This is a genomic window from Nitrospira japonica, from assembly GCF_900169565.1.
Classification (GTDB): Bacteria; Nitrospirota; Nitrospiria; order Nitrospirales; family Nitrospiraceae; genus Nitrospira_C; species Nitrospira_C japonica_A.
Window position 1 is genome coordinate 750985 of the sequence record NZ_LT828648.1, and the last position, 15608, is coordinate 766592.

Annotated in this window: 8 protein-coding genes; all 8 read right to left on the bottom strand. The window is 60.5% G+C overall.

The features are described from left to right. Window positions 1-12: 12 nt before the first annotated feature. Entirely contained in the window at window positions 13-4791 is a 4779-nt protein-coding gene (locus NSJP_RS03700) for a multicopper oxidase domain-containing protein (protein WP_231989484.1), read from the bottom strand. Between the two features lie 121 nt (window positions 4792-4912). Then, window positions 4913-5887, bottom strand: coding sequence for a multicopper oxidase domain-containing protein (locus tag NSJP_RS03705; RefSeq protein ID WP_080885586.1), 975 nt, complete (start codon window positions 5885-5887; stop codon window positions 4913-4915). Between the two features lie 241 nt (window positions 5888-6128). Continuing rightward, the gene (locus NSJP_RS19840; RefSeq protein WP_080885587.1) at window positions 6129-7655 is read right to left on the bottom strand and encodes a sigma-54-dependent Fis family transcriptional regulator; all 1527 of its coding nucleotides are present in this window, start codon (window positions 7653-7655) and stop codon (window positions 6129-6131) included. Window positions 7656-7838: 183 nt separating this feature from the next. Further along, on the bottom strand, window positions 7839-8483 hold the full coding sequence (locus NSJP_RS03720) for a CHASE3 domain-containing protein (protein WP_172834136.1): 645 nt from the start codon (window positions 8481-8483) through the stop codon (window positions 7839-7841). Window positions 8484-8658: 175 nt separating this feature from the next. Continuing rightward, a complete protein-coding gene (locus NSJP_RS03725) occupies window positions 8659-9948 on the bottom strand; it encodes a 4Fe-4S dicluster domain-containing protein (RefSeq protein WP_080885590.1) in 1290 nt (429 codons plus the stop codon). Window positions 9949-10026: 78 nt separating this feature from the next. Further along, on the bottom strand, window positions 10027-13464 hold the full coding sequence (locus tag NSJP_RS03730; RefSeq protein ID WP_080885591.1) for a molybdopterin-dependent oxidoreductase: 3438 nt from the start codon (window positions 13462-13464) through the stop codon (window positions 10027-10029). 580 nt (window positions 13465-14044) lie between these two features. Continuing rightward, the gene (locus tag NSJP_RS03735) at window positions 14045-14923 is read right to left on the bottom strand and encodes a formylglycine-generating enzyme family protein (RefSeq protein ID WP_231989485.1); all 879 of its coding nucleotides are present in this window, start codon (window positions 14921-14923) and stop codon (window positions 14045-14047) included. Between the two features lie 101 nt (window positions 14924-15024). Beyond that, window positions 15025-15606: a hypothetical protein gene (locus tag NSJP_RS03740; RefSeq protein ID WP_080885593.1), complete on the bottom strand. Its 582-nt coding sequence runs from the start codon at window positions 15604-15606 to the stop codon at window positions 15025-15027. Between the last annotated feature and the right edge of the window lie 2 nt (window positions 15607-15608).

Here is a 15608-nt window from a genome sequence, read left to right on the forward strand (position 1 = left end):
CCGGCTAACCGACTAGCGCATCACGGAAGACACAGGACCGATCCGAGGCGGAGTCTCGGCGTCGGCCTGCTTCACCCCCGGGCGAACGCCCGAAAGGGCCTTGATGCGTTGGTCGCCAGCCGGGAGCACACGCAGATAGCCCCATTGTCCTGACTGCGAATAGGGCAACCGCTGATTGCTCCACACATAATCGCCCGGCATCCGGAATGGGCCTCCGGCGCTGGGGAGGAAGGCATCCAGGGTTTCAGACCCGGAGAACTCCACCACGCTGATCATGTCGGCTCCGCGCATGAAGGGCTCGATCGGCCACTCATGGCGTTCGACGCTGAACATGCCGTTCTGCTCGTTGCTCGCCCCGAACACGTGGATCCGCACGGAATCTCCCGCGTGGGCCTCGATGATCGGGGTCGCGGGGTCTTCGGGTTTGTCCACCACGCAAGGCTGGAAGACCTTGCCCAGGCTGCACCCGGTGTCCTGGCGGAACTTATAGGGTTCCGCGCGGTAGTTGACGGCGGTCAGGCCCGCGGTGTTCTGCACGTAGGGCATGAAGCTCGTCCCGATGATGTTGTCCTCGTCCTGGAAGAACAGGGCGACGTCGCGGTAGTTGACGCGATTCTCATACCCCTGAATGGTCCGGTCGACGATGACGTCGGCCACCCAGCTGTTCTTGGTCGAGATATCCAGACCGGTCTTGGGATCCCGATACTGGGCTCCCCTCGGACCGATCACGACCGCGCCATAGAGCCCGTTCCGCGGATGAAGCATCACGTTGCCCCAATCCCACACCAGCGAAGCGGTTTCTCCCAGGAACGGATCCGCATAATAGGTGTACGTGCGGCTCTCTCCCGGCGCCACCGTCTGCTCGCCAGGATTGTTGCCGACGTTCGCCCCGAGCGAATCCTTGGGGTCGAAGGCCAATCCGATGGCGGAGAACGAAGCGCGTCCTTCCTTCATCTTGTTGGTCAGCTTGATCTTGAGACAGTCACCCACGTTGCCGCGCAACGTCAGCGGCATCGGCTGCACGCCGCCGCTTACCTTGGCGACTTCCTCTTCCAGCGCGTAGATCTTCGCGTTCGGATTCACCATTTGGATCGTCCGCTCGAAGTCGACTTCGATCGCATCAGGCGCCTTCGGATTCAGCTTCATCGAGGGATAATCCATCGCCACGACATTGAAGCTCTTCACCGGGGCGTCCGCCGGACAGATGGGGAGCGGCTGCGGAATGTTGTTCCTGCGGCTGTAGCCGGCAGGCAGCTTCTGCAGATCTGCCGCTTCCTTGTCCAGCACCCGCATGATGCCCCACGCACCTTCCGAGAACTTCGAGGTGCGACCGTTGAAGTGGATGTAGTCTCCCGGTTGGAGCCGCGGTCCGCCGGCCTGCGGCACCACGAGATCGTAGCGCTCCGCAATGCCGATGTGGATCGAGTTCTTCCGGTTCGCATCGCCGGCATAACGTTCGGTCAGATAGGTATGGCCGGACAGCGTCCATACCATCGTTTCGTTCGCCATGGTCTGAAGCAGCCGGAACACGACCGTGTCGCCCAGATATGCCCGCACCATCGGCGTGTACGGATCGCCGTGGACGGCGCTGCTGAACAGCTTGGACGAGTCCGGATTTGCTACCAGGCGGCTGGACACCGGCTCCGCCTTGAAATTCAACCCTCCGCCCGTCGTATGCGTTCCGCCGTTGAGGAACGGCATCGGCGTCATCGGGATCTTTTCCGGCATCGGGAACGACACGGTCTTGCCGGCTTCGAGGGCCACCTCGATGGGCTGCCCGGGAGGATTGCCGGCCGTGACGATGTTCACCGTATGCGGCACGGTGTCATTCAACTGCACGATCAACTCGCGGAAGCTGCCGTTGACTCCGTAACCCACCGGCTCGATGGTCCGGATGTCGGCCAACGGTCCGCTCCGGATCGGCTTGCCCGTCTTCGGATCATGGTAGGTCGAACCCACCGGTTCGATGACGATCGTCCCGAATCCCCCGTGCGGCCAGGTCACCCGACCCAACGCGTGGTCGTGCCAGAAGACCGTTCCCACGTCGGAATCCACCCAGAAGCGCTGACGGACGAATTCGACCGTCACGATATCGTTCACCGGATGATCGTTCTTCAAGGGCCTGTACAACGTGATCTGGTTCCCCTTGATGGATTTCACCCGTCCGATTTCGTTGCCTCCGACATTGTCCGCACCGATCAGCAGCTCCGCGTTCGTGTGGTACTGCGCGGCGTTCTTGAGCGTGATCACCCGCTCGCCTTTCTTGGCGGCCTTGGTGAACGTCGTGTTCATCGGCAGCGGGAGGCCTTTGTTGACTTTTTTCTGCAGCATCGTGAACGGACGCACCGACTGCTCATACGAGAAGCCGGTGATCACGCCGTCCGAGGACTGGTTGTCGAACTGAAGGAAATGCCAATGCGTGTTGATCTTCGACGAATGGAAATTGATGTGGTCGTCGTCCTCCCACTCACTGGTCAGCATCCAATCGATACAGTCGTAAATATTCGCCCGCACGACGAGCGGATACTTGATGGCGCTCTTCCGGACCTGGGCCTCTTCCTCGTGCAGCACGTAGATCAGGCCGTCCTTGTCTTCGATCGCCGGCGTATCGCCCTGCTTGTCGGCCAGGGTCATCGGCGTTTGGATGAAATGCACGTTGTACTTCTTGGAGCCCGCGTTCTCCGGGCACATGCTCCAGCGCCCGTTCTCTCCCGGCTTCGCCGGATAAGAACTGGGCAATCCGTCGTCATCGAGGTGGATCATGTCCAACCAGGGGGACGGATTGTGGTTCTGCGAGAACGGCACGCGCCGGCCGAAGTGCGGCTTCAGGTGAGGCCACGCGACTTTACCGGTCGCGCTCTCGAACAGAATCGGCACGCGCTTTCCGGGAGTGGCGGACTTATACCGCGGATTCTCCACGGTATTTTCACGCTCGGTCATCGCCCGCTCGCCCTGCCAGGCCCAATCCAGCACGCTGGCATCGTACGAGCTGGTCTGCGCCCGCTCGTCGGTCTTGTGGCCCGGCTGCCCCTGGGGAGGCAACTGCATGGTGACCCAATCCTTCACGTTGACGACGGCAGGCGAAGCCTTCCAATCCGTCTTCCCATTCTTGACGATGGTGAACTCCTTGCCGAACCAGTCCACCGTGCGACCGACGAGCTGATCCGACGTCACGCCGGGCTGAATACGACCCGTGCGGTCCGGGAGTTCCCGAAGGGCCGGCATCACGTCATTGTGGACTTCGCCCTGTTGCAGGGTGTTGTACACGCGCCAATACCCCCACATGCCGGCGATATAGTGGTGCGCGACGTGGCAGTGGAACAGAAAATCACCGGCCAGCTGCTGGCAGAGGCCCGATCCGCACTCCGTTTCCAGATCCATCGTCTCGGAGGGACCGATTACTTCCACGTCGACCCGGTCGGACTTGGTGCGGATCACGGGATACTTGACCGGGCCGTTTTTGGCGGCGTGCCACAAGGGCATTTCGTCGATTGCGCGCGGGCTCCGCGGCCAGCGGATCGAACCGCCGTGCGGATGATGGGAGTGAAATACCTCCGATCCGCCGTGTACGAGGCGGAACTTCGCCGGATCTCCCAGATAGCTGCGCGGCACGGTGGTGGCTGGATCACCGAACGTATAGGCGCTGTAGGCCATGGATTCGTCTTCGAATCCGAAATATTCGTGCTGCGTCTGCATGTTGTCGACGCCGAACGGCTCGCTGCGATAGTTGAGTGCGCGGGCGACCGGCCGGTAGACGTCGGTCAACGGATCGCGCTGGGGGAGAAAATCGCCCTTCTTGTTCAGCGGTCTGAACGCTTCATCGCCGACTTCGTGATACATCAGGACGAATTCACGGAAATCCGGTCCCGCACCGTTCTTGATGATCGCCTGCCATCCGCTGGTCATCGGGGTCGGAGTGCCGCTGCCGATCGGATCCAGGTACTCGGATCCCTTCGGTTCGACCACGAACGTTCCGAACAAGCCCATCACCGTCAATTCGCGATCGTTGCTGTAGGAGTGGAACTGCCGTCCGCCTTCCTGCTGCGTCGGCGGAATGTACCATTCGAATTCGACGGTCTTGCCCTGCGGAGCCACGCTGTCGGGGTTGGTCGTGGTTGCGGGCTGTCCGGTCGACGCGACGATCATGCTGGAGCCGTGGATGTTGAGACTGACCTCCTCGCCGCCATCGAGCTGATTGCGCAGCGTCATCTTGACGCAGTCGCCCTGGTTGCCACGGATCACCAGCGGCTGAATCCACTGGCTCTGCAAGCCGTTCTTGACCGCGCCCGGGTCGTAACCTTCTTTTTCGCGGGCCGCGCGATTGGTGGTCTCCTCTTCCCGTACTTTGTCGATGTTCTCGGTGAGGACGTACATGTACCCGGGATAATAATCGAGCCACATGTTGAGCGAAATCTCGACGTTGATCGCCGAAATATCATACTTCCTGACCGGGGCGGATGCGGGGCAGCGCCCGCCCGTCGCGGACACCGGCTCGGCACCGGAATCGGACATGAGGAGCACGTCCTGATTGCCCGCGCCGTATTGATGCATCATATTGACGTTGTTGAAATAGCCGCTGGTGCGCTGCGCCTCGGCGTCCCGCTCCATCTGCTCCATGACCCGATGATGCTGGCGCTCCATCATCGCCGCGCGGTCCGGCCGGCCTTCCATCGAATCCTCGACGATCGTCTGCCCCTTCAGCCGTTGAGTCCACGCGACGGGCGTCGCCGACTCGACCTCCTGATGGGCCTCGTGGGTGGATTCGGCCACCGCCTCGTTACCCATTAGCATGAGGGTCACTGCACATAGAATTCTCGCCCACGAACGATCCTGCTTACCTCTCCTCTGCATTATGGTTCCCCTCTCAAGAGTGTGGATCACACATCTGGCCCAAATGGCCTACAATTCCGGTCTACCGGTCGGCTGCGCCCGTCCAGGCCACGTCGCGGTCCTGTGGCGGCGGCAGAGCCTCGAAGCTGGTCTTTGATGTCTCCTCGTTGGACACATGAATGAGGCCCAGCGCCCCGGTTAACGCGTCCTGCAAGGAATGCGTTACCATCGGGTACATGCCCTCTTCAGGAAGCACGAGATCGAAGGTCGCACCTCCGCCCGGCGGCAGCGTGTACGTCTGGATGCCATGCTCGATATTCTTGGGATTGCCGCTGGCATACACGCGATCGAACACGGCGCCGATGACGTGAAACGCCGAAAAATGATTCGGCCCGGCATTGACGACGTGGAGGCGGATCAACTCACCCGGCTTCGCCCGGAGCGGCTCGTCGAGGTATTTGTTCGCACGGCCGTTGAACACGACGAGCTTCGGCTTGCCAGCCATCATCGTATCGACGTCGTGCGGGGTCGGATAAATCTCACTCTGGACGATGACATACTCACGGTCCGCTTTCACGACAGGCGTTCGCGGTTCCACGATCACCGCGCCGAACATCCCGTTGGCGATGTGCTGGATCATCGGATCGGTGCCGCAGTGGTAGTAGAACTCTCCGGGATAATCGGCCTTCCATCGAAAGCTGGACTCCGATCCGGTGGGCACCCCTTGAAAATGCAGGTTCCACGGGGTCTTGGCCGCGTGGAAATCGATCGAGTGGACGCGGTCGGCCTCGTTCTTCAGCGTAAAATCGACGACGTCGCCCTCCTTGATCCGGATCACGGGACCGGGGAACGTATCGTTGAAGGTCCAGGCTTCACGCTGGTCGTCTTTGGCCACTTCGATCTTCGTGACGCTCGCGCGCAATTGGACGGCGACCTCACCCGCGTCACTCGTCTGCGCGCAGAACAGCCCGACCGCCGACCACGCCAGGAGAGACGTGACGGAGGAGAGGCCCTGCCCTTGCCGAAATGACGGGCCGCGGAACCTTGTGTCGCTCATGACGCTCCCTGTTCGTGATCAGTGACGGATCGCTCGACCGAGGTCGGCGGAGGTCGAACCAAACACCATCGGGGCAGAATGCGAAGCAACAGATGTGCCGAAGGTCCCGTGGAGAGAGTGATCCAAAAGACCTAATAATATTCAATGGAAGGAGAGACGGTTGTCAGCGGTAGGATCGCAATCGAGGAATTGATCCGCGATATTTAGCAGTTGCTCGTGATATGTCGTGAATATTACCGGGTCAGACTACCGGAAAATTCACGGGCCGCTTGAGCCCGAGTTTCTTCATACGGCTTCGCAACGTACTGGGATTCATCCCGAGTTGAGCCGCGGCCCCGTAGGTTCCGTAGATCCGCCAATGTACCGATTCCAGCACGTGCTGAATATGGCGACGCTCGACGTCGATCAGGTTGGACGTCGATTCGGCCACTGCGTTTCCACCCACCAGGGCCTGAGGTTCGATGGTCAGGACCGGCGACTGGGCCAGGATGACGGCCCGCTCGATCACGTTCTGCAGTTCGCGCACGTTGCCCGGCCAGGAGTAGTTGGTGAGCCGCGACATGGATTCCTCGCTCAGCTCCAGCATCGGGCGTTTCAATTTCGCCCGATAAGCTTCAAGAAAATGCCGGGCCAGGAGCGGGATGTCTTCACGCCGTTCCCGCAGCGGAGGCAAAGCGATGGGAAATACGTGAAGGCGATAATACAGGTCCTGTCGGAACCGTCCTTCGTTGACGGCCGACACGAGATCGGAATTCGTCGCGGCGACGATGCGGACGTCGACGGGAATGGGGCGCGTGCCGCCGACGCGGTCCACCAGCCCGTCCTCCAGGACACGGAGCAGCTTCGCCTGGGCTTCAAGCGGCATCTCGCCGATTTCGTCCAGGAACAGCGTGCCGCCGTTGGCCAATTCAAAACGGCCCGCACGCCGTTGGTCCGCCCCGGTGAATGCGCCGCGCTCGTGGCCGAACAACTCGCTTTCGACCAATCCCATCGGCAGCGCCGCGCAATTGACGCGGACGAACGGTTTATCGCGACGGGCGCTCAACTCATGGATGGCCCGCGCCATCAGTTCTTTTCCGGTGCCGGTTTCACCGGTGACCAACACGGTGGTGCCGGTCGGTCCGACGGCCTCCGCCTGCGTCAAGGCGGTCCGGAACGCCGCGCTCAGCCCCACCATTGCGCCGAAGTTGTGCGTGAGCTTCAACTCCTCAACCAGATATTCATTTTCGCGTGCCAGCTGATGCCGCAACCGATCGATCTGTTCGTAGGCTTGAACGTGACCGATCGCATAGGCGATTTGCGTCGCCACGAGTTGAAGGAATTCCAGATCGGTCGGGTCGGGATCTCCGCACTCCACGCTGCCGATGTTCAATGTTCCGATGCAGTCGCTGCCCACCATGAGCGGGGAGTTGATCATACGGCCCAATCCCTCGCGCACGTAGTATTCGTCCTCGAGAAACAGCCGTTGCCGACGGAGATCCGGTCGGACGTGAATCGTCCGATTCTCATAGACCCACCCCACGGCGCTGCCGACCTTGGGAATGACCGCGTCACGCGGCAGCTCCCGGTGCGGCAGGGTCGTTTCCACCGCGTAAAACCTGAATGAATCGCTGTCTGAGTTGTAGAGGGTGACGCCGGCGCGCTCCCATGGAAGGACTTTTCGGATTTGCTCGGTGATCGCGCGCCAGAGGCTGTCGGTATCGCGCTGGGAGTTCAGAACATTGGTGACGGCCAGTAAGGCGCGATAGCTTTCATCGTCGTTCCGCATCCTCGTTCCTCCACCAAATGGAAAGGCTCCCTTCGGAGCCTCGTTTGACAGGATACGCGAGCCCTTCCCTCAATCGCAAGCCGAGGCTCATCGACTGCATCATGCCGTGCGCTTCCGCACATGACGCGCGCTGCCGCCGCTTGTCCGAAAATCCGCGACGCCGCGGAATCGTGCCGATCCCGTTCACGTTTCGACACGACGGGGAACGGCAAAGGCGGCCGACACGACCTTCATGAGGAGGAGCCCGACCAGTACGGCGCCGGCCTGAGCGGCGATAAGTTGCCACATCGCCTGCTTCCAATACCCGTCTTGGGCCTCATCCGTCTCTCGGAATTCACGCTCGATCTTGGAGTCCAAATCGTCGAAGACATTGGCAATCGTTTTCGCCAGCGCCACTCCGTCACCGCCACGAACGTAGTTGAGGACTTCTTGTTCCTGGCCCGACCCGATCTTGAACGTCAGCTGGCGCTTCGTCTCGATCAACTCGGCGAGCCGTCGTTTGAGCACCTGGACGCTTCCCTTAAGCGACGGAGTCTTCTCCGTCAATTCGGTCAACCGGTCCAGCGCCGGGGGAATTTCCGCCTCGGCCGCCACCACCGGCACCAGGAACACGCTCTGGCGCATTAATGCGTACCCGCGAAACCCGCTGTCGATATCGGTGGCCAATCGCCGAAGCTGCAGGACTTGCACCGTGATGGCGTTGCGGAGTTCCTGCGCGTCGGACACTTCGTGCCACTGCTTGAGAATGTAGATTTGCTCCGCTCCAAAAAACAGAAGGAGAAGGACGCCCGTGCACAGGTATGCCCATACTTTGTTCCGTTGTCGCACCGCTCGCTTCCTTCCAATTTCGACGCTCCGCACCGGCTCGAGGCCGTTCGAGCCGATGCCGAGAATGATGAGGGAACAGCCTGCAGATACACGAAGGGCAGAGTATTGAATCAATACTCTGCCCTTCCGCGCTCGACCGCCCGCGGCCCCGAGGCCGCGGGCTCGCCGGGCCGGCCTACAGCCAGTTCACCCGTTCCGCGGGTCTGATGTAGATCGGCTCTTCGACCTGAATGCGCGCCACTTCCTTCCCCGACTTGTTGAAGCCCAGCACGGTATCGTTGTACATCTCGAACCGCTTCCCGTGAATCTGGGTCTCAAACACCTTCGGGCCCGGAATGACGTCATACCGGAAGACGATCTGCTGACTGGCGCGCCACAGCTGCAGCACCGCCAACAACTCCCGGCTCGGCACCAGATACTTCTCAATGGCATTGTCCACGCCCGGACCGAACATCTGCCGGGCATAGCCCCGCGGGCTGTGCCGCGGCGGAATGTAATAGCCATTGGGCTCCGTGCCCCACTGCGGATACAGAGGCAACGCCACCTGCTCCACCCGAATGGTGTAGTACAGGGGGTGCCACCGGTCCTCCGCCCACAGGCCGTCCTCGCCGATGCGCACCAGGCTCTGCATGCGGATCTTCCCCACGCACGCCGCCATACAGCGCGTTTCCATCGGCTCGCCGCCCGTCAGCGGATCCTTCCCCTCGATCCGCGGATAGCACGCAATGCACTTCTCCGACACCCGGGTCGTCCCCCGGTACATCGGCTTCTTGAACGGGCACTGCTCCACGCACTTCTTGTACCCGCGGCAGCGGTTCTGGTCGATCAACACAATGCCGTCTTCCGGCCGTTTATAGATCGCCTTGCGCGGGCAGGCGGCCAAACAGCCCGGATACGTGCAGTGGTTGCAGATCCGTTGCAGGTAGAAGAAGAACGTCTCATGCTCCGGCAGCGAGCTGCCGGACAGCCGCCACGGTTCATCGCGCGAGAACCCCGACCGATCGATCCCCTCCACCAAGGAGCGCATCGACGTGGCCGTGTCCTCGTAGATGTTCACGAAGCGCCATTCCTGGTCCGTCGGAATGTACCCGATCGCCGCCTGGCCCACCTTGGCCCCCGCGTCGAAAATGGTCATCCCTTCGAACACCCCGTAGGGCGCATGGTGCTTGCGGCCCACCCGCACGTTCCACACCTGCCCCCCCGGGTTCACTTGCTCGATCAACTGCGTGATCTTCACGTCGTAGAACTGGGGATACCCGCCGTACGGCTTCGTCTCCACGTTGTTCCACCACATGTATTCCTGGCCCTTCGAAAACAGCCAGGTCGACTTGTCCGCCATCGAACACGTCTGACACGCCAAACACCGGTTGATATTGAACACAAAGGCAAACTGCCACTTCGGATGCCGCTCCTCATACGGATACAGCATCTTCCGTCCCAGTTGCCAGTTATAGACTTCTGGCATTGTGAATCCTCCTTCTCATGATCAGTTGGTTACGTGGTCTCATAGGGCATCGCAGCTCAAGCTGCAAGTCCAGTTGCCTTACACCTTGATCTTGATGTGCTCACCTTTGAGCCACTTGATCATGAACTCGTTCTCCTGTCCCGGGGTAAAGCCGGTGCGCACCGGTTCCCACGGGCCGCGCGCTCCGATGCCGCCGTCTTCCGCCTTGGTGATGCGGATCAAGCATTCCTTCGGCACCGTGTTGACCGCGTGGTGGTCGATTTCGAACCCCCACTTCCATTTCAACCCGTTGGCGTGTTTGCCCGGGAGCGAGTCGGTCTGGTGCATCGGCATCAGCCACGACCGGGTAAAGGACTGTTGGGCCCCGTACCGGAAGTTGGACTGATAGCCGGTGTCCACCGCGATGGCTCGGCCGTCCGGCCGGGTCTCGTGGCCCTTCACCGACTTCGCCGTCGACACGTACGGGGCGTGCTTCGCCATCGTCACGTGGTACGGATAGGCGGGGTTGTACTTCGCCCGGATCATCAGACGGGCGACTTTATAGTAGGGGTCACTCGGCTTCCAGCCACGATAGGGCCGGTCCACCGGGTTGCCGTCCACATAGACGTAGTCGCCGTCGTTGATGCCGCGGTCTTTGGCCGCCTGCGGGTTGATGTGCAACTGGTGCTCGCCGACGCCCGGCGTCCGTTTGTCCATGCGGTACGGATCGCCGAAGTTCGACTCGTAAATCTGCACCCAGTCGTTCACCGACCACTGGCTGTGCACCCGGTGCCGGGTCTTGGGCGTCACGCAGTAGAACTGGTAGCCCTTCTCCCACAACGGGTTGGCGTGTTGCTTGATTTCCCCCCACGGCAGCTTGATGTTGCGCACCGTCTTGTCGTCATGGTGCTGCGCCGTGATCGGAATGCCGTAGTCGTCCGGTCGGACGTACGGGTTGGTCGTGAAGATGGCGTTCGGCAGATACGGGGTCGCCTCCGGGCCTTCCCGGTGAACGATGAAGTTTTCCCCGTACTCGATCGCCTCGGGCTCCACCCGATACGTTTCCAACCGCCCGGATCGCGTCCACTGCGGCTTGCTCTCGTTGACCTCTTCCCAGAGCGGATGGCGCGGATAGGTTCGCACCATGACCATCCAGCCCTTTTCCGACTTCAGCATCACGTCGGCGCTATAGCCGTACAACGTGCTCGACGCATCGAACACGCGCTGCGCATAGACGTCGACGCGATTTAGGTAGACGAAGTGGAAGACGTCCCGTATCTTCGTATCACCGGTCATCTCCGACAACTTGGCCGCGACCCCGGCAAAGGTATCCAGGTCGTTGCGGGTGTCGTACAACGGCCGGATGCCGCCCTTCCAGACCTGAATCCAGGGATTCGACACCGTCGCCGTCATCTCCGGATAGGTGAATTCCATCCAGGAGTTGCAGGCAAACGCGATGTCGGCGTGGTTGACGTCCGAGGTCATCTCGATGTCTTGCGTGATGATCATCTCGATGTTCGGATCCACGTTGCGCACCATGTCATAGTGGTGCTTGGAATTGTTGAGGACGTTCACGTTGACGACCCACCGCACCTTGCTCGGGCTCGGCATGTGCGTCTTACCCGTGAACACCTTGCGTCCGTACTTCGGCGTATTGACGATCAGGGCGGTGTCGCCGTGGTTCCAATAGCCGGGCTCCTCGCCGTAGTAGTAGGTCTTGTAATGGATTTCCTTCCCGTGTGCGTTCGGATCCAGATTCGTGTGCCACGGGTCTTCCGACAGATGGACTCCCGCGCCGGCGCCTGACCACGGCGCCGCGTTCCAGATGCCCACCTTGTAGTTGCCGGACCAAGTATGACAACCCGTGCCGAACTTGCCGACGTTGCCGGTCAAAATCATAACCAGCGCCGCCGCCCGTCCCATCGACGTCATGTGGAAATAGTGACACACGCCTTCGCCGTTGTGAATCGCGGCGGGCTTGACCGTGCCACAGTCCCGCGCCCAGCGGACGATCAGGTCCTTGGGCGACCGGTTGATCTGATGCACCGTGTCCAGATCGTAATCCTGGAAGTGCACCATGTAGAGCTGATAAATCGGCGCGACGTCGACTTCGCGGCCGTTGAGCATCTTCACCCGGTAGGTCCCGGTGAGCGCCGCATCGACGCCCGTTTCCTGGTAGTGCACGCCCACTTGTTCACGATGGAGCGGCACCGCCTGCTTCTTGTTGAGGTCCCAGACCATCATGCCGCCAAGCCGCTGGATGTATTCCGGCTTGAGGCCCTGTATGCGGCCCGAATACGAGTGGCTGAAATCGGGCAATGCATAATCCTTGACGACGTCCCGCGGATCCAAATACTGCAGGGTATCGGTCCGCACGAGAAGCGGCATGTCGGTGAACTGCTTCAGAAAATCGATGTCGTGCAGATTCTCCTCGACGATGATCCGGCTGGCCCCGAGGAACAGGGCGCCGTCAGACTCCGGACGCACCGGAATCCAATAATCGGCGCGGTAGGCCGTCGGATTGTATTCCGGCGTGATGACCACGATGCGGCCGCCACGCTCGATGGACTCAAGCTTCCAGTGGGCTTCCGGCATCTTGTTTTCGGTGAAGTTCTTGCCCCAGCTCGTATTGAGCTTGGAGAAGCGCATATCGGAGAGGTCAGTGTCGCAATTCTGCGTCCCGTTCCACCACGGCTGGGACGGGTCCTGGTCGCCGTGCCAGGTATAGTTGTTCCAATACCGTCCGCCCTGGGCCTGGTCCGGACCGACTTTTCTGATCCAGGCGTCGACCAGTGGCAGAACGCTGTTATTAAAACGGGTATTGCCGTGCTTGCCCAGCAACCCGAGAATCGGCATACCGGCGCGATGCTTGAAGCACCGGACTCCGGCGCCCTTCATCATCTCGATCATTTCCGGCGCATAGCCCTGCTCGCGCAGACGCCGCGCGCCCGCTTCGCCGCTGTAGCGGGTCCCGATGACGATCAGGCCCTTGCCCGCATAGGTGAAGGCCGTATCCCAGGACACCCGAATCATATCGTCGAGGAAGCGGCTGTCGAACTTGTACTTCCGCTTCGTCTCCGGCGTGAGCTCCGGGGAGCCGTCGTCCATCCACTGCTTCCAGCCCTTCCGCATCAACGGTCCCTTCAACCGATACGGCCCGTAGACGCGGCGATGGAACGTGAATCCCTTCAAGCACATGCGCGGATTGTGCGCGAACGTCCCGCGGTTGCCGTAGAGATCTTCGTAGGTTTGATGGTCATAGTTCTGCTCCACCCGCATGACGACGCCGTTGCGGACGAACGCCCGAATGCGGCATGCATGGGTATCGTTCGGAGAGCAGACCCAGGTAAATGACGAATCGTACCGGTACTGATCGTGATACACCCGCTCCCAGGAGCGGTCCGGATAATCGCCCAGCGGGTTCCCGACTTCGATGACCGGCTGTAAGGCCGTCAACGCCAGGACCTTGTCCGCTACCGCCACCGCGGCCACGGTGCCCGCCGAGATCTTTAAGAATTGTCGACGTGACCAAACCATGAGGATAGTCCTCCTTGCTGTGAAAATAAAAAGCCCGATGATATGCGCCCCTACGTATCGAGAACCTTCTCGAACTCCACCTCCTTTCCCTCCACCGTTTTCGGACAGATCGCGCCGATTGCCGGTGGAGCCGTCGGTTTCGATATGGCAACTCCCATACCACCGCCTTATTCCCAAACGTGACTCACAAATTCATGATTACCCTAGGTAAATGTTGTGAACGCGCGGCGTGCGCGGCAGCGCACAGGACGGGCCATGGGCGATATGTCGTGATTTCAGTCGCGACTATCGCGATGATGCGCGGTCGCGAAATATGGCGAGGTCGCGATGCCACACGACCCGATACATGAGCGTGACGCGCCGTGACCTCTAACGGAGGTCAGAGGCTGCGACGAACCGTTGAAGTGCAACGGTCGGCTAGGCGGAAGGATCAGACATGAACAGGATTCACTCGGGGAGAGGATTGATACCGGTGAGAGTGCGGCAACCCGTGCTCGACAGCCGATGCCGACGAAGGCTGTTTCGTCGGCATCGGCTCGGCCTCATGCGTTTCATCTCGGAAGTGCCTGCTGAAGCGCCCTTAGCGGAGACCGGTCTGCTGGGGCTTGCCCTCGGACATCTGGTTTGCGTCTTTGACGTCGCGCGCGCAGCGGAATCCCAGCCAATTCATCGCGGTCTTGGGTTCCGTCCCATTTCGCTGCGAGACCCGTACGCTGGGCGTGCTGTCGATCCAGCCTCCTCCGCGAAAGCCCCGCTGCGTTCCTGTATCGGGCCCTTTGGGATTACGGTCCGGCGCCGTCTTATAGTAATCCTTGTCGTACCAATCGGCGACCCACTCGGCGACATTTCCACCCATCTGGAAGGCGCCGTAGGGACTGACGGCATTATCATACTTGTCGACCGAGATGATCGGCGGATAGAGAATCAGCCGCTCCGGCCTGTCTCGGACCGGACCTGAAAGACCGGTCCTTCCGAAGTTGGCACGCGAGAGCCCCGCCATCTCGTTGCCCCAGGGATAAATCCTGCCATCTTCGCCCCGAGCAGCCTTTTCCCATTCGGCCTCAGTTGGAAGCCGTTTGCCTGCCCATTTGCAATAGGCCTCGGCGTCGAACCAGGTCACGTGCATGACCGGATGGTTCACCATCGTCTCCTGGAAATTGCCTCCGTCGTATTGCCAATCGATGAGGGGATCGCGATTCTCGGCAAGCACGAACTTGAGAAACTGGACGGTCGTGACTTCGAATTTGTCGATGTCGTACGCATCCAGATGGACCTGCCGTTGAGGGAATTCCGGTTGATAAGCGTTCTTGTCGACTCTCTTGTTGCTACCCATCAAAAATGGGCCAGCCGGAACCCGCATCATCTCATCGTGGGCAGGCAGCTTGATCCGCTCCGCCGCCAACGCTTTCCCCTCCGGCGTCCATGTTCTCGTCACATCGGCCACGTCCAATGCGAGCACACTCCCTGCGAGCCCTCCTGCCATCATGAGCACAGCGCACGAAACAGCTCCGACCCTCACGATACGACCTCCCTGGATTTAGCACCCGCCGGCCGATCCCTTCATGGGGTTTGGTTGGAGAGGTCCTTGTGGAACTCTTCGAGCGGATGGAAGTTAAGCGGTAAGTTGAATAAATAGTCCGAGACCGACCTCAGCTTGACGTGCTGATATTCGACGATCCAGCTCCCGTCCTTCTTTGCCAGCTTCATGGGAAAGTGTATGTCTGTCGCGACCCATTGATAATAGTTTTCGATCCGTTCGCCGTGCTTGGTGCTCACTTCGTACAACACCGTTGGATGGCCCTCGCGCACTTCCGTGCCGATCTCCTGCCGTGAAATTTCTCCCTCCAGCTTTTCCGTCACCCGGAGGTCCTGGTCCGGATCGTACGGCACTTCCTTGAAGTGCTTCATCCTGGACAACAGCAGCCAGACAACCTGCTTGTCCTTTCTGACGATGCTCACGTTGACGGGACCCATCGAATGGTGCTCGATGCGCCACATCTGATCGCGATAATAGATGGAAGACTTATGGGTCCGGCCGTCGATTTTGGTGAACTGATCGGCCGTGAACTCCAATGCCGCGGCCGGCTGTCCCTGGCCGACCCATATCCCCGCGATCAATCCGGTCACAATCCATAGCCGCATCG